The sequence below is a fragment of the uncultured Actinomyces sp. genome, assembly GCF_963542285.1.
GTDB lineage: Bacteria > Actinomycetota > Actinomycetes > Actinomycetales > Actinomycetaceae > Pauljensenia.
The window spans coordinates 1-16681 of sequence record NZ_CAUTWQ010000006.1 but is presented as its reverse complement, the minus strand read 5'-3'; the positions used below and the strand labels follow the sequence as shown (position 1 = coordinate 16681).

The 16681-nt window shown below is 58.6% G+C and carries 27 protein-coding genes; all 27 read right to left on the bottom strand.

Annotated elements, in window-relative coordinates:
• Positions 1 to 11: 11 nt before the first annotated feature.
• Complete coding sequence (locus RW023_RS03860) at positions 12 to 1325, bottom strand: C4-dicarboxylate ABC transporter (protein ID WP_315579968.1); 1314 nt, start codon at positions 1323 to 1325, stop codon at positions 12 to 14.
• 47 nt (positions 1326 to 1372) lie between these two features.
• Complete coding sequence (locus tag RW023_RS03855) at positions 1373 to 2419, bottom strand: winged helix-turn-helix domain-containing protein (RefSeq protein ID WP_315579967.1); 1047 nt, start codon at positions 2417 to 2419, stop codon at positions 1373 to 1375.
• Positions 2420 to 2537: 118 nt separating this feature from the next.
• Positions 2538 to 3530: a methionyl aminopeptidase gene (locus tag RW023_RS03850; protein WP_315579966.1), complete on the bottom strand. Its 993-nt coding sequence runs from the start codon at positions 3528 to 3530 to the stop codon at positions 2538 to 2540.
• A 95-nt stretch (positions 3531 to 3625) separates the two neighbouring features.
• Positions 3626 to 4201 (bottom strand): adenylate kinase, encoded by a 576-nt coding sequence (locus RW023_RS03845; RefSeq protein WP_315579965.1) that lies wholly within the window; start codon positions 4199 to 4201, stop codon positions 3626 to 3628.
• Positions 4198 to 5490, bottom strand: a complete 1293-nt coding sequence (gene secY / locus RW023_RS03840) for a preprotein translocase subunit SecY (protein WP_315579964.1) — start codon at positions 5488 to 5490, stop codon at positions 4198 to 4200. Before secY ends, RW023_RS03845 begins: the two co-directional genes overlap by 4 nt.
• 252 nt (positions 5491 to 5742) lie before the next feature.
• On the bottom strand, positions 5743 to 6222 hold the full coding sequence (gene rplO, locus RW023_RS03835; protein WP_009408796.1) for a 50S ribosomal protein L15: 480 nt from the start codon (positions 6220 to 6222) through the stop codon (positions 5743 to 5745).
• A 2-nt stretch (positions 6223 to 6224) separates the two neighbouring features.
• Complete coding sequence (rpmD, locus tag RW023_RS03830; protein ID WP_009408795.1) at positions 6225 to 6407, bottom strand: 50S ribosomal protein L30; 183 nt, start codon at positions 6405 to 6407, stop codon at positions 6225 to 6227.
• On the bottom strand, positions 6407 to 7099 hold the full coding sequence (rpsE, locus tag RW023_RS03825) for a 30S ribosomal protein S5 (RefSeq protein WP_315579963.1): 693 nt from the start codon (positions 7097 to 7099) through the stop codon (positions 6407 to 6409). The genes rpmD and rpsE overlap by 1 nt, the downstream gene beginning before the upstream one ends.
• A 29-nt stretch (positions 7100 to 7128) precedes the next feature.
• On the bottom strand, positions 7129 to 7500 hold the full coding sequence (rplR, locus tag RW023_RS03820; protein ID WP_009408792.1) for a 50S ribosomal protein L18: 372 nt from the start codon (positions 7498 to 7500) through the stop codon (positions 7129 to 7131).
• Positions 7500 to 8036 (bottom strand): 50S ribosomal protein L6, encoded by a 537-nt coding sequence (gene rplF, locus RW023_RS03815; protein WP_315579962.1) that lies wholly within the window; start codon positions 8034 to 8036, stop codon positions 7500 to 7502. Before rplF ends, rplR begins: the two co-directional genes overlap by 1 nt.
• A 15-nt stretch (positions 8037 to 8051) precedes the next feature.
• Positions 8052 to 8450: a 30S ribosomal protein S8 gene (gene rpsH, locus RW023_RS03810; RefSeq protein WP_315579961.1), complete on the bottom strand. Its 399-nt coding sequence runs from the start codon at positions 8448 to 8450 to the stop codon at positions 8052 to 8054.
• 62 nt (positions 8451 to 8512) lie between these two features.
• Positions 8513 to 8698 carry a type Z 30S ribosomal protein S14 gene (locus RW023_RS03805; RefSeq protein WP_009408789.1) on the bottom strand — a complete coding sequence of 62 codons (186 nt, stop codon included), beginning with the start codon at positions 8696 to 8698 and terminating at the stop codon, positions 8513 to 8515.
• A gap of 2 nt (positions 8699 to 8700) precedes the next feature.
• Complete coding sequence (gene rplE, locus RW023_RS03800; RefSeq protein ID WP_009408788.1) at positions 8701 to 9246, bottom strand: 50S ribosomal protein L5; 546 nt, start codon at positions 9244 to 9246, stop codon at positions 8701 to 8703.
• 2 nt (positions 9247 to 9248) lie between these two features.
• The gene (gene rplX / locus RW023_RS03795; RefSeq protein WP_009408787.1) at positions 9249 to 9683 is read right to left on the bottom strand and encodes a 50S ribosomal protein L24; all 435 of its coding nucleotides are present in this window, start codon (positions 9681 to 9683) and stop codon (positions 9249 to 9251) included.
• Positions 9683 to 10051: a 50S ribosomal protein L14 gene (gene rplN / locus RW023_RS03790; RefSeq protein WP_009408786.1), complete on the bottom strand. Its 369-nt coding sequence runs from the start codon at positions 10049 to 10051 to the stop codon at positions 9683 to 9685. The genes rplX and rplN overlap by 1 nt, the downstream gene beginning before the upstream one ends.
• Before the next feature lie 95 nt (positions 10052 to 10146).
• Entirely contained in the window at positions 10147 to 10413 is a 267-nt protein-coding gene (gene rpsQ, locus RW023_RS03785) for a 30S ribosomal protein S17 (protein WP_009408785.1), read from the bottom strand.
• Between the two features lie 5 nt (positions 10414 to 10418).
• Positions 10419 to 10652 (bottom strand): 50S ribosomal protein L29, encoded by a 234-nt coding sequence (gene rpmC / locus RW023_RS03780; protein WP_009408784.1) that lies wholly within the window; start codon positions 10650 to 10652, stop codon positions 10419 to 10421.
• Entirely contained in the window at positions 10652 to 11071 is a 420-nt protein-coding gene (rplP, locus tag RW023_RS03775) for a 50S ribosomal protein L16 (RefSeq protein WP_009408783.1), read from the bottom strand. The genes rpmC and rplP overlap by 1 nt, the downstream gene beginning before the upstream one ends.
• A 5-nt stretch (positions 11072 to 11076) precedes the next feature.
• A complete protein-coding gene (gene rpsC / locus RW023_RS03770; protein WP_291458531.1) occupies positions 11077 to 11886 on the bottom strand; it encodes a 30S ribosomal protein S3 in 810 nt (269 codons plus the stop codon).
• The gene (rplV, locus tag RW023_RS03765; RefSeq protein ID WP_009408781.1) at positions 11887 to 12258 is read right to left on the bottom strand and encodes a 50S ribosomal protein L22; all 372 of its coding nucleotides are present in this window, start codon (positions 12256 to 12258) and stop codon (positions 11887 to 11889) included.
• A gap of 35 nt (positions 12259 to 12293) precedes the next feature.
• Complete coding sequence (gene rpsS, locus RW023_RS03760; RefSeq protein WP_009408780.1) at positions 12294 to 12575, bottom strand: 30S ribosomal protein S19; 282 nt, start codon at positions 12573 to 12575, stop codon at positions 12294 to 12296.
• A 13-nt stretch (positions 12576 to 12588) separates the two neighbouring features.
• A complete protein-coding gene (gene rplB, locus RW023_RS03755) occupies positions 12589 to 13425 on the bottom strand; it encodes a 50S ribosomal protein L2 (RefSeq protein ID WP_315579960.1) in 837 nt (278 codons plus the stop codon).
• Between the two features lie 24 nt (positions 13426 to 13449).
• Positions 13450 to 13755, bottom strand: a complete 306-nt coding sequence (gene rplW / locus RW023_RS03750; RefSeq protein ID WP_009408778.1) for a 50S ribosomal protein L23 — start codon at positions 13753 to 13755, stop codon at positions 13450 to 13452.
• Positions 13752 to 14396 (bottom strand): 50S ribosomal protein L4, encoded by a 645-nt coding sequence (rplD, locus tag RW023_RS03745; protein WP_026066606.1) that lies wholly within the window; start codon positions 14394 to 14396, stop codon positions 13752 to 13754. The genes rplW and rplD overlap by 4 nt, the downstream gene beginning before the upstream one ends.
• A gap of 2 nt (positions 14397 to 14398) precedes the next feature.
• Positions 14399 to 15064, bottom strand: coding sequence for a 50S ribosomal protein L3 (rplC, locus tag RW023_RS03740; RefSeq protein ID WP_315579959.1), 666 nt, complete (start codon positions 15062 to 15064; stop codon positions 14399 to 14401).
• 11 nt (positions 15065 to 15075) lie between these two features.
• On the bottom strand, positions 15076 to 15384 hold the full coding sequence (gene rpsJ / locus RW023_RS03735) for a 30S ribosomal protein S10 (protein ID WP_009408775.1): 309 nt from the start codon (positions 15382 to 15384) through the stop codon (positions 15076 to 15078).
• 448 nt (positions 15385 to 15832) lie between these two features.
• Positions 15833 to 16681 (bottom strand): elongation factor Tu (locus tag RW023_RS03730; RefSeq protein ID WP_315579958.1); only part of this gene is annotated, 849 nt, incomplete at its 5' end.

Genomic DNA, 16681 nt, shown 5'->3' with positions numbered 1-16681 from the left:
TACGCAACCAATCAGAAGTAGAGGACGCTGCCCAACAGGACACCAACCGCGGATACGCCCCACAGGTAGGGCAGGATCTTCTTGGTGCAGGTGTTGACATCGACCTCACAGAAGTTCGCGGTCCACACGTTCTGAGTATTCGTCGGGTCTGCACCAGCCTGAATACGCTCTGCAGAGAGGAACGCTGCCATAACAGCCAGCGGGTTCATCGTTCCAAGACCGGTGATCAGTGCTGCAATGCCAGAACCAAGACCGAACATGTTCATGGGGCCGCGGTACAGGGCAAGCGGCGCCAGCAAAATGAAGAACAGGATGTATGCCCAGCGACTTGACGGGACAACCGCCAGCAAAATCGGGTCAAGAACGGCTTTAACCTGCGCATGGGTTACAGACAGGTAGAGGATACCAATACCGACCATCAGAATGATTGCCGGTCCAGCGTCAGTGATTCCGTCATAGCAGGTCTTTGTGAGAGTGTTCATTGCCCGCCCGAAACCGCGCGCAGTGAAGATTAAGCACCATGCGATGCCAATAGTGAATGCGACAGTAACGGGGAGCTTCACCAAGGCGACCAGAACAATCGGGATGATTGGGGTCAGCATGGCAAGGGCACCGGTAACGCCTTTAAGTGCGCGAGTCTCCGAAGACGTGTTCGCAGCAGGGGCAGCAGGAGCAGAAAAGCCGAACCTAATTCCGTTTCGCGCGAACTCAACGACGATGAAGATGATGGTTGCAACTGCAGTCGCTGCAGCCAAATAGAGTTCGAAGCGTTGAATCACGGCAATATCCAGCGAGAAAAGCTTAGAGAAGATTTGCCAGTTTGCAACGTTCAACGCTAAACCGGTCGTAAAGGACATCAAGAAGATACAGGCTGCTGATGCCGCTGGGATTCCGACAGAGATCAAGATTGGCAGGACGATCGATCCAACCATAATGATCGAGCCCAAGCCTGACAGAGTGGTGAACAATAGGGCTGTTGCAACGGCCATGATCAGGGTAACGACCAAGGGACGTCCACCACCCAGCTCGGCACTCTTCTTGATAATCGTTTCAGTGACACCTGTTCGATTCATAAGCTGTCCAAGCCATGCACCGAAGATCACGGCGATGATCGCCGAACTCATGCGCACAGTACCTGCCTCAAAAATACCGTTCAGCAGGCCGGTAGCGACGCCGTTGTCATTCGTTGCAATCAACGGGACTCGGGCAATAATGCCAATGATTACTGCCATCAGCGGCAGTGCGAGCAAAGTCGGCATTTTCTTGGCCATCATCAGTGCGGCAATCACGACGAAGGTCAAGAGGATCAAGATTCCTTGAACCATTTCTTTTCCTCTCAGGGTTTGGTGCGGCAGCATTGCCGCGGGATTGTTTATGCAGTAAGCACTGCGGTTCGTAGGTTGTTTGCTAGTTGGGCGACTGCCTTCGAGTCATGGCTTGTCACGGGAATTACTTGCGGGACTTTCTCATGCAGGCGAGGCTTCAGACAATTTGCCAGAAGTTCAGTAAATCCAGTTGTTTGCGCGATTTCTCCGGAAACCAGTAGGACATCTAGTGGGATCAGCGAGATGACAGTGGTCAGTGTGTCTCCAAGGCGACTGAGGAAGCGTGTCCACACGGGTTGCGTTCGGCCAGATTCTTCGGTGAGTTTGGAGAGCACTGCCTCCGGGTGTTCAACTCCGGGCATCACCGATTCCGTGAGATCGGCCCAGTTATGATCGCCGCTCAGTATGCTCTTATCGTTGGCGGCTATCGATAGTGTGATTCGCGATCCAATTGCAATGTGTGCCCAGGAATGCGCGTCTTCAACGTGTCGGGCGACAAGTTCACGTGCTGAACACTCTTGAATCGATTCCTCAAGAACGGGAACTTTAAATCGCGTCATAAGTGCTTGACGCAGTCCGATCGATGCCTCGTCGAACCCCGTTGAATACAGAAGGGTCAGGAAAGAAGCAACAGTCTGGTCGTCCACTAGAAGTCCAATGCCCACTAGTGGTTCAGCATCTTCAGCACTCGTATATTGCTCAATAGCTCGCGAAATTGCATTGAAGAGTTTTTCTCCGGCGTCGGGAAGCATACTTAGCTCTATCGAAAGCTGTCGCCTTGGGGCCAGGCTCATATCGTTAAAGGTAAGAACAGCGCTGCATCCGCGGACTTCGACAATCAGGATCGCTCCACTTGTTGGGTCGATATCTAAAAGGCGCCGTCCTCTTCCTCCTGTCGATGCTGTATCTCCGGTTTCGTGGACAATACAATCCGCTACCAGTCCGCTAACAATCGCAGAAACGGTTGAAGCTGAAAGTCCGGTTCGTTCGGCGAGTTCGGTGCGAGATAAAGGCTGCCCCTGAGCCAAATGGCTCAGAATCAGGCGCCGATTTGCCTGTCTAAGGGAAGAAAGATCTTTTTTGCGCACCGTCACACACTTTCTTCGGACTCCGAATTAAGTTGTTTTGAGAATAGCACGCTGTACCCCAACTCACAAAATGGGGTACACAGCCTTCACTCAGCCATGCACCCCATCCTTTGCAGTGACGCAATCAATCCAGCAAAACAGGCGTGACACCAAAGGGTGCGAGCCCTGCTACTCCCCCGTCAACTGCACTCAAGATTGCGACACCATCATCCAAAATTGCGATGGTGTGCTCCCATTGAGCGGCATCCGAGCCATCAACGGTGCGAACTGTCCAGTCATCATTCTCAGTGACATTCTCAATATCCCCGCTGGTCAGCATCGGCTCAACGGCCAGAACCATTCCGGGACGCAGCTTAGGCATCAAGCCACGCACGCGATAGTTGAGGACTTCCGGGTCCTGGTGCATCGCGGTGCCAATCCCGTGTCCGGTGAAGTCCTCGATAATTCCCGCTTCCCAGCCAAGGTCTTCCGCGCGCTCGGCAACGACGCGCTCGACGGCCTCGCCAACTGCGCTCACGCGCTTTCCATGAGCAACCGAGGCAAGCGCCGCCCACAGCGCCTCACGAGTTACGAGGTCGAGCTCGCGCCTGCGCGCAACGCTCCCCTGCTTTGAAACTTCCCCTGCCGAGGCCGCGTTGGTTTCCCCCGCCTCTCCCTGAGGGGCTGAAGGGATTGCATTCCCCCAGCGTTTTCCTGCGCCCGGACCTTGGTGACGACGAACCCATGAACGCGCAAACTCTTCGTCGGAAGTGAATTCATCTCCAACGATCATTGAGAATGCCGCATCTCCGTGCCACTGTTGACCACTGCGCTCAAGCCATGCCCCGCAGTCGAAGGTCACAATGTCACCGACAGCAAGCTTGCGCTTCCCGGGGATGCCGTGAACGATCACGTCATTGGGGGAAATACACACAGTTGCGGGATAGCCGTAGTAATTGAGGAAGTTCGAGCGCGCACCGCATCGACGGATCGCATCTGCGCTTACCTCGTCCAGCTCAGCGGTTGTTACGCCGGGACGAGCCGCCTCTCGCAGGCTTCGGTGAATTTCTGCAACAACCAGCCCGGCTTCTCGCATCCACTTGATCTGATCAAGGGTCTTGTATTCAATGTGGGACATTGTGCTTCCTTTGGATGAAACTCCGGGGCGCGATGGCTTTCACCACCGCGCCCCGGTTCCGTATCAGCGCTGAGCAGCGCCAGGGTACGTGTTGCTTACTTGTTGAGACCGTCGAGAAGGGCGAAGATACGCTCGCTCACTTCGTCGATCGAACCGCGTCCGTCAACGACCTGAAGGAGGTCTTGATCGGCGTAGTAGGTTGCCATGGGCTCAGTCAGCTCGTGGTAGATCTCAAGGCGGTGACGAATCACTGGCTCAGTATCATCCGAGCGGTTCTGCTCGGTTGCACGCTTGAGCATGCGCGCCACGACCTCATCTTCATCAACCTGAATCTCCATGACGACATCCAGGCTCACACCAAGTTCAGCAAGCATGTCACGCAGAACATGCGCCTGGTCCAGGGTACGGGGGTAGCCGTCGAGGAGGAAACCGTTGGCGGTATCCGGTGCCGAAAGACGCACCTTCACCATGGGGTTCGTGACAGAGTCGGGAACGAACTCGCCGCGTTCCATGTACTCCTTGGCACGCTTGCCCAGCTCGGTACCCTCGGACATGTTGGCGCGGAAGATCTCTCCGGTCGAGATCGCAGGAATACCCAAACGCTCAGCGATACGTGCTGCCTGTGTGCCCTTGCCCGCTCCGGGAGGGCCGAGGAGAACGATAGCGGTCATCGCAAGAATCCTTCGTAGTGGTGCTGTTGAAGCTGTGTATTAATTTCCTTCACCGTCTGCAGGCCGACGCCGATGATAATCAGAAGGGTTGTACCACCGAAGGGCATTTGTCCTTGAGAAATATGCAGCGGAATGATCGCCAACGAAGGAATGAGCGCGACGATCACCAGGTAGAGAGCACCGGCGGTGGTGATTCGGTTGATCACGTAGCGCAGATATTCGGCCGTCGGACGACCTGCGCGGTATCCGGGAATGAAGCCGCCGTAGCGCTTCATGTTGTCCGCAACTTCATCGGGATCGAAGGTGATCGCGGTGTAGAAGAAGGTGAAGAAGAGCGTGAGCAGGGCGTAGGTGGCCAAGTATGGCCACGCGTCCTGGCGGAAGTTAGCACCGATCCATTGGACCCACTCGGAATCCTGGCGACCAAACTGTGCGAGCATCGGGGGGAATGCAAGAAGAGAAGATGCGAAGATGACCGGGATAACGCCGGACATGTTGATCTTGAGCGGGATGTAAGTCGTAGTACCACCGTACTGGCGTCGGCCGATCATGCGCTTTGCGTACTGAACCGGAATTCGGCGCTGCGCCTGCTCGACGTAGACGACCACAATCGAGACAACAAGCATCAGACCGAGGATCTCGAAGACCGCTCCCCACTTACCACTCTGTCCGATGGTGAGAAGCTGTGAAGGCATACGCGCGGTAATAGAAGTAAAGATCAACAGCGACATACCGTTACCGATACCGCGTTCGGTGATCAATTCACCCAGCCACATGATGACGCCGGTACCGGCCGTCATGACGATCATCATGAGAAGGAAGGTCCCCACGGAGTTTGAGGGGATAACCTTCTCGGCGCATCCGGCAAAAAGGTTGCCGGAGCGGGCCAGCGAGATCATCGTCGTTGACTGGAGAATACCCAAGAAGATTGTGAGGTAACGCGTGTACTGAGTGAGCTTCGTTTGGCCGGTCTGACCTTCTTTGTGCAGATCGTCGAAACGAGGAATTACGACGCGCAGAAGCTGAATGATGATCGACGCGGTGATGTAGGGCATGATACCCAGCGCAAAGATCGACAATTGGAGGAGCGCACCACCAGAAAAGAGATTCACCAAGTCCAGCAGCGAAGCGTCATTCTGTTGAGCAAGACACTTGCTTACTGCCTGCGAATCAACGCCCGGAGTTGGGATGAAAGAACCCAGACGGAACATCGCCATGATAAATAGCGTGAACAGAAGTTTCCGTCGAAGATCTGGGGTACGGAATGCCTGCGCGAACGCACTGAGCAAGGCTTCCTCCTACGTAACGAAATAATTGCGACCATTCCGATCGCACGACTCTCAAAAGACTACCTGAAATGACAGGGATACTGTGAATCAAAAGTAGAGAACTTGAGAAACTGTGATGTGGGTAAAGGCCCTCTCCCAGATGGGAAGTCACTGAAATCGGGGGCTTCAGCGGCTGGGGAACGGCCTCGACGTGCAAGAATGCGAAACGGGGGTAGCCCGGAAACCGAGCCACCCCCGTGGCGCAATCACCACTCAGCGGGTCTTGATAGAACCGCCAGCGGCAGTAATCTTCGCTTCTGCCGAAGCCGACCAGGAGTCGACCTCGATATCGAGCTTAACGGTGAGCTCACCAGTGCCAAGCACCTTCACTGCCCAACCGTCGCGCACTGCGGAACGTGCAACGAGATCCTCAACAGTCACCTTTCCACCTTCGGGGAAGAGCTCCTGCAGACGACCGACGTTGACGACCTGGTACTCAACGCGGAAGGGGTTCTTGAAGCCGCGCAGCTTGGGAAGGCGCATGTGGATGGGCATCTGGCCACCCTCGAAGCCTGCCGGAACCTGGTAACGAGCCTTCGTGCCCTTGGTACCACGTCCAGCGGTCTTACCCTTTGAACCTTCACCGCGACCGACGCGGGTCTTCGCGGTCTTTGCACCAGCGGCGGGACGCAGGTGGTGCAGTCGAACGACGCGACCCTGCTCCTCACCGGTGTTCTTCGTGGAGTCCGCCATGGTCAGTCGACCTCCTCAACTGTAACCAGGTGACGAACGGTGTGGATGGCACCGCGAACGGTTTCTGCATCCTCACGAACGACGCTCTGGCCGATCTTGCGCAGCCCGAGGGTGCGCAGTGTGTCCTTCATGTTCTGCTTTGCGCCGATGCTGGACTTGACCTGCGTGATCTTCAGCTTTGCCATCACTCAGTCACCCCCGCAGCAGCCTTCTCAGCTTCGCTTGCCTCTGCGGCAGCGCGCTTTTCAGCTTCGCCTTCTGCGCGTGCACGGAGCATGGATGCGGGAGCAACGCGCTCGAGCGGAAGACCGCGGCGAGCTGCGACTGCTTCAGGCTGTTCCAGAAGCTTCAGTGCAGCAACAGTTGCGTGAACAATGTTGATTGCGTTGTCAGAACCGAGCGACTTCGTCAGCACGTCGTGGACGCCTGCAGCCTCGAGGACTGCACGGACGGGGCCGCCGGCGATAACGCCGGTACCGGGGGCGGCGGGGCGAAGGAGAACTTCACCTGCCGCGTCGCGGCCCTGAACAACGTGGGTGATGGTTCGGCGGATCATCGGGACGCGGAAGAAGTTCTTCTTCGCTTCCTCAACACCCTTGGAAATAGCCTGGGGAACTTCCTTGGCCTTTCCGTAGCCGACACCGACGGTGCCTTCACCGTCACCGACGACAACCAGAGCGGTGAAGGAGAAACGACGTCCACCCTTCACAACCTTGGAGACGCGGTTGATGGTGACAACACGCTCGATGTACTGATCTTTACTTTCGCCCCGACGGGTGTCGCGGTTCTCGCGACCGGAGCGGCGGTCACGGCGTTCGCCGTCGCCAGAGCGCTCGGCGCCTTCCTGACCGTTCCTGCCTCGCTGCGATGCAGCCATCAGTTGATCTCTCTTTCCTCGAGGCTCAGTCACAGCTCAAGTCCGCCCTCACGGGCGGCTTCTGCGACTGCCGCAACGCGGCCGTGGTACTTATTGCCACCGCGGTCGAAGACCACAGCGGTGATGCCTGCGGCCTTTGCGCGCTCTGCAATGAGAGTGCCGACCTGGTAGGCCTTGTCCTTCTTCGTCCCTTCAGCGGCAACGAGTGCTGCTTCCTTGGTCGAAGCGGAGACCAGGGTGTGACCGATGGTATCGTCCACAACCTGTGCGACCATGTGGCGGTTCGAACGGGTGACAACCAAACGCGGACGCGAAGGGGTGCCCTGAACCTTCTTGCGCAGGCGCAGGTGACGACGCTTGCGAGCGACGAACTTGCCCTTGCCCTTGACTGTGTACGCCATCACTTACCAGCCTTTCCGACCTTGCGACGGATGGTCTCGCCCACGTAGTGGATACCCTTGCCCTTGTAGGGTTCAGGCTTCTTGAGCTTACGGATGCGAGCGGCGGTCTCTCCAACGAGCTGCTTGTCAATGCCCGACACGGTGAACTTCGTCTGAGATTCGACGGAGAACTCGATGCCTTCGGGCGCCGCAACGAGCACGGTGTGCGAGAAGCCGAGGGAGAACTCGAGGTCCTTGCCCTTTGCAACGACACGGTAACCGGTACCGGCGATTTCAAGCTGCTTCGAGAAGCCCTTCGTCACGCCCTCGATCATGTTTGCGATCAGGGTGCGAGTCAGGCCGTGGAGCGAACGAGCAACACGATCATCGGAAGGACGGGTCACAACGACCTTGCCTTCATCGATGGCGGCGCTGATGGGTTCAGGCACAACGTGGCTCAGCGTTCCCTTGGGGCCCTTAACGGTAACGTCTGCACCATTGATAGTGACATCGACGCCCGCGGGAATTTCGATCGGATTCTTACCAATACGCGACATTCTTCAGCCTCCTCATCACCAGATGTAGGCGAGGACTTCCCCACCCACACCCTTCTCGGCTGCCTGACGGTCGGTAAGCAGGCCGGAAGACGTGGACAGAATTGCCACGCCGAGGCCGCCGCGGACCTTGGGCAGGTTGGTGGACTTGGCGTAGACGCGCAGACCGGGCTTGGAGACGCGCTGCAGACCCTCAATAGCGGCCTCGCGGTGCGAGCCGTACTTGAGAGTAAGAATCAGCGTCTGGCCGACCTTGGCATCCTCGACGTCGATGGAAGCGATGTAGCCTTCCTCGACGAGAATCTTCGCGATCGCGGCCTTGAGCTTCGAGTACGGCATGGAAACCGACTCGTGGCGCGCGTGGTTCGCGTTACGCAGACGCGTCAGCATGTCTGCGATCGGATCAGTCATTGTCATTTGGGGATTCTCCCCTTCCTCGTCGCGGTTTCTCCGGAAAACCGGGACCTACGACGTCAGTTTTACCAGCTGCTCTTGGTGACACCCGGGAGATCGCCACGAAGGGCGAGCTCACGCAGGCACACACGGCACAGTCCGAACTTGCGGTACACCGAGCGGGGACGACCGCAACGGTTGCACCGGGTGTAGCCACGCACGCCGAACTTGGGCTTACGCGCAGCCTTGATCTTCAGTGACGTCTTAGCCATGGTCAGTCCTCCTTAAACGGGAAGCCGAGGTGACGCAGAAGAGCACGGCCTTCTTCGTCGGTGGAGGCCGAGGTAACGACCGTGATGTCCATACCGCGAACGCGGTCGATGGAATCCTGATCGATCTCGTGGAACATGGACTGCTCCGTCAGGCCAAAGGTGTAGTTGCCGTGTCCATCGAACTGCTTCGAGGACAGACCGCGGAAGTCACGAATACGCGGGAGCGCAGTCGAGAGAAGGCGGTCCAGGAACTCCCACATACGGTCGCCGCGGAGGGTGACATATGCGCCAATAACCTGGCCTTCGCGCAGCTTGAACTGTGCGATGGACTTCTTCGCCTTGCTCGTCTGAGGCTTCTGACCGGTGATGGCGGTGAGGTCGCGGATCGCGCCCTCAAGTGCCTTCGAGTCACGGGCAGCCTCGCCGACGCCCATGTTGACGACGATCTTGGTCAGACCGCCCACCTCCATGGGGTTTGCGTGCTTGAATTCAGCGCGCAGAGCATCGCGAATTTCGGAGTTGTACTTTTCCTTCAAACGCGGGGCCATAATCAGATCTCCTTGCCCTGCTCGATGCCGCGACGGGCTCCGCCACGGGTGACGCGAACGCGAACGGTGCGCGTACGGCCGTCACGCTCAACGGTGTCCTCACGGAAGCCAACGCGAACGCGCTGCTTCGTCTCAGGATCAACCAGAGCAACCTTCGACAGCGAGATAGGAGCCTCAACGGTGATGATGCCACCGGCCTGGCCCTGAGTCTGTCCCTGACGCACGTGGCGGGTCTTCAGGTTAATGCCCTCAACGAGGACCTTCTCCTGAGCGGGGAAGACGCGGATAACGCGACCCTGCTTGCCCTTGTCGCCAGGCTTGAGGGGCTCGAGGCCCTGCTCGGCACGGCGTGCGTTGCGCTTTGCGAGTTCCTTTTCGTCCGAGGTACGTCCGCGAACGACCTCGACCAAGTCACCTTTACGAATCTTCGCTGCCATCAGATCACCTCCGGTGCGAGAGAAACGATTCGCATGAACTTCTTTTCGCGCAGCTCGCGGCCCACGGGACCGAAGATACGCGTACCGCGGGGTTCACCGTCATTCTTCAGAATGACTGCCGCGTTTTCATCGAAACGGATGTAGGAACCGTCGGGGCGACGGGTCTCCTTGCGCGTACGCACGACGACCGCCTTAACGACGTCCCCCTTCTTAACATTTCCGCCGGGGATTGCATCCTTGACGGTGGCGACGATCACGTCGCCGATTCCGGCATAACGCCGACCAGATCCGCCGAGAACACGGATGGTGAGGATTTCCTTGGCACCTGTGTTGTCGGCGACCTTCAGTCGCGACTCCTGCTGGATCATTTTCTACTGACTCCTGTCGTCGAGCCGGTTCTCTGCCCCGGAGTTACCTCCGGGGCCGAGCCTTGCCGAACGGATTTCGGTCTGTTAGGCGAAGGTTACTTCGCCTTTTCGAGAATCTCGACCACGCGCCACCGCTTGGTGGCGGAGAGCGGACGAGTCTCCATAATCAGGACGAGGTCGCCAACGGAGCACTCGTTGTGCTCGTCGTGAACCTTGACCTTCTTGCTCTTGCGCATAACCTTGCCGTAGAGGGCGTGCTTCACACGGTCCTCGATCTCGACGACAACGGTCTTGTCCATCTTGTCACTGGTGACGTATCCACGACGGACCTTGCGCTCGTTGCGCACAGTGGTTTCTGCCATGTTAGTCACTCCTCAGTGCCTGGTGCGGTGCGGTAGCCGAGCTCCCGTTCACGCGCGATGGTGTAAATGCGGGCAATATTGCGACGAACAGTCTTCATACGACCGTTGTCTTCAAGGGAGCCAACTGCCTGCGCGAAGCGGAGGTTGAAGAGCTCAGCCTTTGCCTTCTCAAGCTCCTTGGACAGCTGTGCATCGTCCATGGCATCGAGATCGGCGGTGGTCAGACCCTTATCTGCCATCAGTTGTCACCACCCTCGCGGACCACGAAACGGGTCTTCATCGGAAGCTTGTGCTGGGCACGGCGCATTGCCTCGCGAGCAAGGCTCTCGGGCACACCGGCCAGCTCGAACATGATGCGTCCCGGCTTAACGGGAGCAACCCACCACTCGACGGCGCCCTTACCGGAACCCATACGAGTTTCGGCAGGCTTCTTGGTCAGCGGGCGATCCGGGAAGATGTTGATCCACACCTTGCCACCACGCTTAACGTGACGGGTCATTGCGATACGAGCAGCTTCGATCTGACGGTTGGTGACGTAGGCACCCTCGAGTGCCTGAATCCCGTAATCGCCAAATGCGAGCTCCGTGCCGCCGGTAGCAAAACCGGTGCGGTGCGGGCGGTGCTGCTTGCGCCACTTAGTACGACGGGGAATGAGCATTGGGCTCAGGCCTCCGTTCCGGTCTCGGTAGCGGCAGGTGCTTCAGCCTGAGCTGCCTGCTGCTGAGTGTTCTCGTGCTGCTGCTGGCCACGCTGTCCGCGACGGGGGTTGCGACGATCGCCGCGTCCACGTCCACCACGGTTGGCCTGCTCAGCCTGCTGGCGGGCAAACTCACGCTCGGTGATATCGCCCTTGTAGATCCACACCTTGACGCCGATACGACCAAAGGTCGTACGGGCCTCGTGGAATCCAAAGTCGATGTTTGCACGCAGGGTCTGCAACGGGACACGGCCTTCGCGGTAGAACTCGCTACGGCTCATTTCAGCGCCACCCAGACGGCCGGAGACCTGGACACGGATGCCCTTGGCTCCCGCACGCTGTGCGGACTGAATGCCCTTACGCATTGCGCGACGGAAAGAGACACGAGCAGCGAGCTGCTCAGCAATTCCCTGTGCGACCAGCTGTGCATCCAGATCGGGGTTCTTGACCTCGAGGATGTTCAGCTGAACCTGCTTGCCGGTGAGCTTCTCCAGGTTCTGACGAAGACGATCTGCTTCTGCTCCGCGGCGACCAATAACGATACCGGGGCGAGCGGTGTGCAGATCAACGCGAACGCGGTCACGCGTACGCTCGATATCGACCTTTGCAATACCTGCGCGCTCAAGGTTCTCAGTCAGGTTCTTGCGAATTGCGACGTCTTCTGCAACGTAGTCGGCGTAGCGCTGACCAGCAGTCGTCGAATCGGAGAACCAGCGAGACCGGTGATCAGTTGTGATTCCCAGGCGGAACCCGGTGGGGTTAACCTTCTGGCCCATTTACCGGTCTCCCTTCTTCTGATCTTCCTTAGTGCCAACCACAACGGTGATGTGGCTGGTGCGCTTAAGAATGCGTCCTGCACGGCCCTGAGCGCGGGGGCGGAAGCGCTTCATCGTAGGACCTTCATCAACGTAGGCTTCGAGGATCAAAAGATCCGCCTCATTGAAGGTCTCCTTAGCGGCTTCAGCCTTAACCTTCGCGTTAGCGACTGCGCTCAAGAGCACCTTGCGGACATCGGTGGCGACGGCCTGCGGGGCGAACCGCAGAATGTCGGCTGCCTCCAAAGCAGCCTTGCCGCGAACCTCGTTCACGACACGGCGTGCCTTCTGGGGCGTGACGCGGACAAAACGCGCCTGCGCCTTGGCTTCCATGAAATCCTGCCTTTTCTTCGTTACGCAAGGCCGGCTCAGCGCCGACGTCCCTTGCGATCGTCCTTGTCGTGGCTACGGAAAGTACGCGTGGGAGCGAACTCTCCGAGCTTGTGGCCCACCATCGACTCAGTGACGAAAACGGGCACGTGCTTACGACCGTCGTGCACGGCAATGGTCAGACCCAGGAAATCCGGGGTGATGACCGAACGGCGCGACCAAGTCTTGATAACGTTCTTAGAGCCGGATTCGACCGCGGCGTCAACCTTCTTCATGAGGTGATCGTCGACGAAGGGGCCCTTCTTCAAACTACGAGGCATTCCCAGCTCCTACTCAGCGATTCTTGCCGGTCTTGCGACGACGCACGATCATGCGGTCGCTGGCCTTGTTCGGACGACGGGTGCGTCCCTCGGGCTTGCCCCAAGGCGACACGGGGTGACGACCACCAGAGGTACGGCCTTCACCACCACCGTGCGGGTGGTCAACCGGGTTCATAACAACACCACGGACGTGCGGGCGCTTGCCCTTCCAGCGCATACGGCCGGCCTTGCCCCAGTTGATGTTGGACTGCTCGGCGTTGCCGACCTCACCAATGGTGGCGCGGCAGGTGATTTCGACGTTGCGAATTTCACCGGAGGGCATACGCAGCTGAGCGAAGCGGCCTTCCTTTGCGACGAGCTGAACCGAGGTTCCAGCAGAGCGTGCAATCTTTGCGCCGCCACCGGGGTAGAGCTCCACAGCGTGGACAACGGTACCCAAGGGGATGTTGCGCAGGGGCAGGTTGTTGCCGGGCTTGATATCGGCCGCGGGGCCGGACTCGACAACATCGCCCTGATTGAGCTTGGCAGGTGCCAGGATGTAACGCTTCTCGCCATCTGCGTAGTGCAGGAGGGCGATACGAGCGGTGCGGTTGGGGTCGTACTCGATGTGAGCGACCCGTGCGGGCACGCCATCCTTGTCGTGACGACGGAAGTCGATCACGCGGTAGGCGCGCTTGTGGCCGCCGCCACGGTGGCGAGCAGTCACACGGCCGTTGTTGTTACGGCCGCCAGTCTTGTGCAGCGGACGCACCAGCGACTTTTCGGGCTCGGAACGAGTGATCTCGACGAAGTCGGAGACGCTCGAACCGCGACGACCCGGGGTCGTGGGCTTGTACTTGCGAATTCCCATGATTTTCCTCTAGTTCTCCGACGCTCAGGCCTGCTCGCCGAAGATGTCGATGGTGCCTTCACGCAGGGTCACGATGGCGCGCTTGACATCCTTGCGCGTACCGATTCCATTGCGAGTGCGGTAAACCTTGCCCTTGCGGTTCTGCGTAGCCACGGAGGCAACCTTCACGCCGAAGATCGCTTCGACGGCCATCTTGATCTCGGTCTTGTTCGAACGAGGATCAACTTCGAAGGTGTACTTGCCCTGATCCATCAGGATCGAGGACTTCTCGGTGACAACCGGACGCAGAATGATATCGCGGGGGTTCTTAGCGGCTTCGATCGAGCTCACTTCGTTTCCTCCTTGGTGCCAAGGAATGCCTCGAGGGCGCCCTGGGTGAAGATGACATCTTCGTTGTCGAGGACGTCATAGGTGTTGAGCTGATCTGCCCACAGCACGTGAACCTCGCGAGCGTTGCGGAGCGACAGAGCCGAAAGCTCATCGCCGCGCTCGAGCACGACAAGTGCCGGACGGTCAGCAACGAGTGCGCGAACCGCGGCCAGTGCCTGCTTGGTCGAGGGCTTCTCGCCTTCGAACAGAGCGGTCACGACGTGAATGCGACCATTGCGTGCACGGTCAGAAAGAGCCGAACGCAGAGCGCCAACCTTCATCTTCTTGGGGGTGCGCTGCGAGTAATCGCGAGGCTGAGGACCGTGGACAATGCCACCGCCAGTGAAGTGAGGCGCACGGATGGAGCCCTGACGAGCGTTACCGGTGCCCTTCTGACGGAACGGCTTCTTACCGCCACCGGAAACCATGCCGCGCGTCTTGGTTGCGTGCGTGCCCTGACGGCCTGCAGCAAGCTGAGCGACGACGACCTGGTGCATCAGCGGGATGTTGGTCTCAACGTCAAAGACCTCTGCGGGGAGGTCGACGGTGCCGGCCTTCTTACCCTTCAGGTCAAGAACATCGATGGTACGGATTTCAGACATGATCACGCACCCTTCACAGCGGAGCGAACCAGCACGATGCCGTTCTTAGGTCCGGGAATCGCACCCGAGATCAGGAGCAGACCCTTTTCCACATCAACGGCCTGAACGCGCAGGTTCTGGACGGTACGACGGACACCACCCATACGGCCAGCCATACGCTGACCCTTGAAGATGCGACCGGGGGTTGCGCAAGCACCGATCGAACCGGGCTTACGGTGGTTACGGTGAGAACCGTGAGATGCGGACACGCCAGCGAAACCGTGACGCTTCATAACACCGGCAAATCCCTTGCCCTTGGTGTTACCCGAAACATCGACGCTCTGTCCAGCTTCAAAGATTGAGGCATCCAGTTCCTGGCCGAGCTCGAAGTTGTCGGCCTCGGAGGTGCGGACCTCGGCGAGATGGCGGCGGGGAGCAACCCCGGCCTTTGCGAAGTGAGCAGCCAGGGGCTTGGTCACCTTGCGTGCATCGATATCGCCAAAGCCAAGCTGAATAGCGGTGTATCCGTCGGTTTCCTCAGTACGGAGCTGAGTAACAACGTTGGTGCCAACCTGCACGACAGTCAGGGGCACGAGGCGGCCGTCGGCGTCCCACACCTGGGTCATACCGAGCTTGCGGCCGAGCAGCGCCTTAACAGGCGCAGCAGCGTGCTGCTTATTCTTTGTCATTGCAGATGTCCTCAGAGCTTGATCTCGATGTTGACGTCCGCGGGCAGATCGAGACGCATGAGCGAATCGACGGCCTTCGGAGTCGGGTCGATGATGTCGATGAGCCGCTTATGCGTACGCATTTCAAACTGTTCGCGGCTGTCCTTGTACTTATGGGGCGACCGAATCACGACAAACACGTTCTTTTCGGTCGGCAGCGGCACCGGGCCCACGACAGTGGCACCTGCTCGCTGCACGGTGTCCACGATCTTGCGCGCGGAGCTGTCGATGACCTCGTGGTCATACGACTTGAGCCGGATGCGGATCTTTTGTCCCGCCATGCCGTCTTACCTCTTCTCGTACAGATTCGGCGCCGGTACCCGTATCCGGGCGTGTCGCTCTTAGCGAGAGCGCCCAGTTCGGACCGGCGTCTTGTCCAAAGATCTTGGGCATTTTGCCCGATTAAGCAGTGATTGCACTACCTAACCGCCCCACCTCTAGCGGGGCAACCCTTCTATTTTGGCAGAAATACGCAGGCTTCCTCAAGCTCGAGGCCAAGGAAACCCGTGTGAATCCACTGACATAGAAGACGTGCGCATGCATTGCTCCAATGGAGGTACGTTGCGCACCGGATATCTACACTACACCGCACTCGGGCGTGTCGCAAAGTCAGATCGGTCACCTTCACATACAACGCTCCCCCACAGGTCAATAACAAAAGAGCAGGCCCGTTCAAAAGAACGGACCTGCTCTACTGAAGATTCAGCGATCGCTAGGCGATCAACAAAGTCACTTCAGGATCTTGGTCACACGACCGGAACCAACGGTGCGGCCACCTTCACGGATTGCGAAGCCGAGGCCGGGCTCCATGGCGATGGGCTGGATCAGCTGAACGGTGATCTCAGTGGTGTCGCCAGGCATGACCATGTCGGTGCCCTCGGGGAGGGTGATGACGCCGGTCACGTCGGTGGTACGGAAGTAGAACTGAGGACGGTAGTTGGAGAAGAACGGGTTGTGACGTCCGCCTTCTTCCTTCTTCAGGATGTAGACCTGGCCCTCGAACTCGGTGTGAGGCGTGATGGAGCCGGGAACGGCCACAACCTGGCCACGCTCGACCTCGTCGCGCTTGGTGCCACGGAGAAGCAGACCACAGTTCTCGCCTGCCCATGCTTCGTCCATCGACTTGTGGAACATTTCGATGCCGGTGACGGTGGTCTTCTGGGGCTCGCGGATACCGAGGATCTCAACTTCGGAGTTGATCGGCAGCTTGCCACGCTCGACACGACCGGTAACGACGGTGCCACGACCGGTGATCGTGAAGACGTCTTCGATCGGCATGAGGAAGGGCTTGTCCATGTCGCGCTCGGGGGTGGGGACGTAGTCGTCCACAGCGTCCATGAGCTCTTCGACCTTGGCGGTCCACTCGGGGTCACCCTCGAGGGCCTTCAGAGCCGAAACCTGGATGACGGGAGCGTTCTCACCGTCGAAGCCCTGCGAGGACAGGAGGTCACGGACCTCTTCCTCAACGAGCTCCAGCATTTCTTCGTCATCAACCATGTCGGCCTTGTTCAGGGCGACGAGGATGGTGGGCACGCCGACCTGACGGGCGAGCAGAACGTGCTCGCGGGTCTGGGCCAT

Coding starts and splice junctions, on each gene's coding strand:
- rplN (WP_009408786.1), bottom strand. CDS start 10,051: ATGATCCAGCAGGAGTCGCGACTGAAGGTCGCCGACAACACAGGTGCC.
- RW023_RS03845 (WP_315579965.1), bottom strand. CDS start 4,201: ATGACCGCTATCGTTCTCCTCGGCCCTCCCGGAGCGGGCAAGGGCACA.
- rplB (WP_315579960.1), bottom strand. CDS start 13,425: ATGGGAATTCGCAAGTACAAGCCCACGACCCCGGGTCGTCGCGGTTCG.
- rplP (WP_009408783.1), bottom strand. CDS start 11,071: ATGCTCATTCCCCGTCGTACTAAGTGGCGCAAGCAGCACCGCCCGCAC.
- rpsH (WP_315579961.1), bottom strand. CDS start 8,450: ATGACAATGACTGATCCGATCGCAGACATGCTGACGCGTCTGCGTAAC.
- rplO (WP_009408796.1), bottom strand. CDS start 6,222: ATGGCGGACTCCACGAAGAACACCGGTGAGGAGCAGGGTCGCGTCGTT.
- rplE (WP_009408788.1), bottom strand. CDS start 9,246: ATGGCCCCGCGTTTGAAGGAAAAGTACAACTCCGAAATTCGCGATGCT.
- rpmD (WP_009408795.1), bottom strand. CDS start 6,407: ATGGCAAAGCTGAAGATCACGCAGGTCAAGTCCAGCATCGGCGCAAAG.
- RW023_RS03860 (WP_315579968.1), bottom strand. CDS start 1,325: ATGGTTCAAGGAATCTTGATCCTCTTGACCTTCGTCGTGATTGCCGCA.
- rpsS (WP_009408780.1), bottom strand. CDS start 12,575: ATGCCTCGTAGTTTGAAGAAGGGCCCCTTCGTCGACGATCACCTCATG.
- rplV (WP_009408781.1), bottom strand. CDS start 12,258: ATGGAAGCCAAGGCGCAGGCGCGTTTTGTCCGCGTCACGCCCCAGAAG.
- RW023_RS03805 (WP_009408789.1), bottom strand. CDS start 8,698: ATGGCTAAGACGTCACTGAAGATCAAGGCTGCGCGTAAGCCCAAGTTC.
- rplF (WP_315579962.1), bottom strand. CDS start 8,036: ATGTCGCGTATTGGTAAGAATCCGATCGAAATTCCCGCGGGCGTCGAT.
- rpsJ (WP_009408775.1), bottom strand. CDS start 15,384: ATGGCGGGACAAAAGATCCGCATCCGGCTCAAGTCGTATGACCACGAG.
- rpsQ (WP_009408785.1), bottom strand. CDS start 10,413: ATGGCAGAAACCACTGTGCGCAACGAGCGCAAGGTCCGTCGTGGATAC.
- rpmC (WP_009408784.1), bottom strand. CDS start 10,652: ATGGCAGATAAGGGTCTGACCACCGCCGATCTCGATGCCATGGACGAT.
- rplX (WP_009408787.1), bottom strand. CDS start 9,683: ATGGCAGCGAAGATTCGTAAAGGTGACTTGGTCGAGGTCGTTCGCGGA.
- rplD (WP_026066606.1), bottom strand. CDS start 14,396: ATGTCTGAAATCCGTACCATCGATGTTCTTGACCTGAAGGGTAAGAAG.
- rpsC (WP_291458531.1), bottom strand. CDS start 11,886: ATGGGCCAGAAGGTTAACCCCACCGGGTTCCGCCTGGGAATCACAACT.
- rplR (WP_009408792.1), bottom strand. CDS start 7,500: ATGGCGTACACAGTCAAGGGCAAGGGCAAGTTCGTCGCTCGCAAGCGT.
- rpsE (WP_315579963.1), bottom strand. CDS start 7,099: ATGGCTGCATCGCAGCGAGGCAGGAACGGTCAGGAAGGCGCCGAGCGC.
- rplC (WP_315579959.1), bottom strand. CDS start 15,064: ATGACAAAGAATAAGCAGCACGCTGCTGCGCCTGTTAAGGCGCTGCTC.
- RW023_RS03850 (WP_315579966.1), bottom strand. CDS start 3,530: ATGTCCCACATTGAATACAAGACCCTTGATCAGATCAAGTGGATGCGA.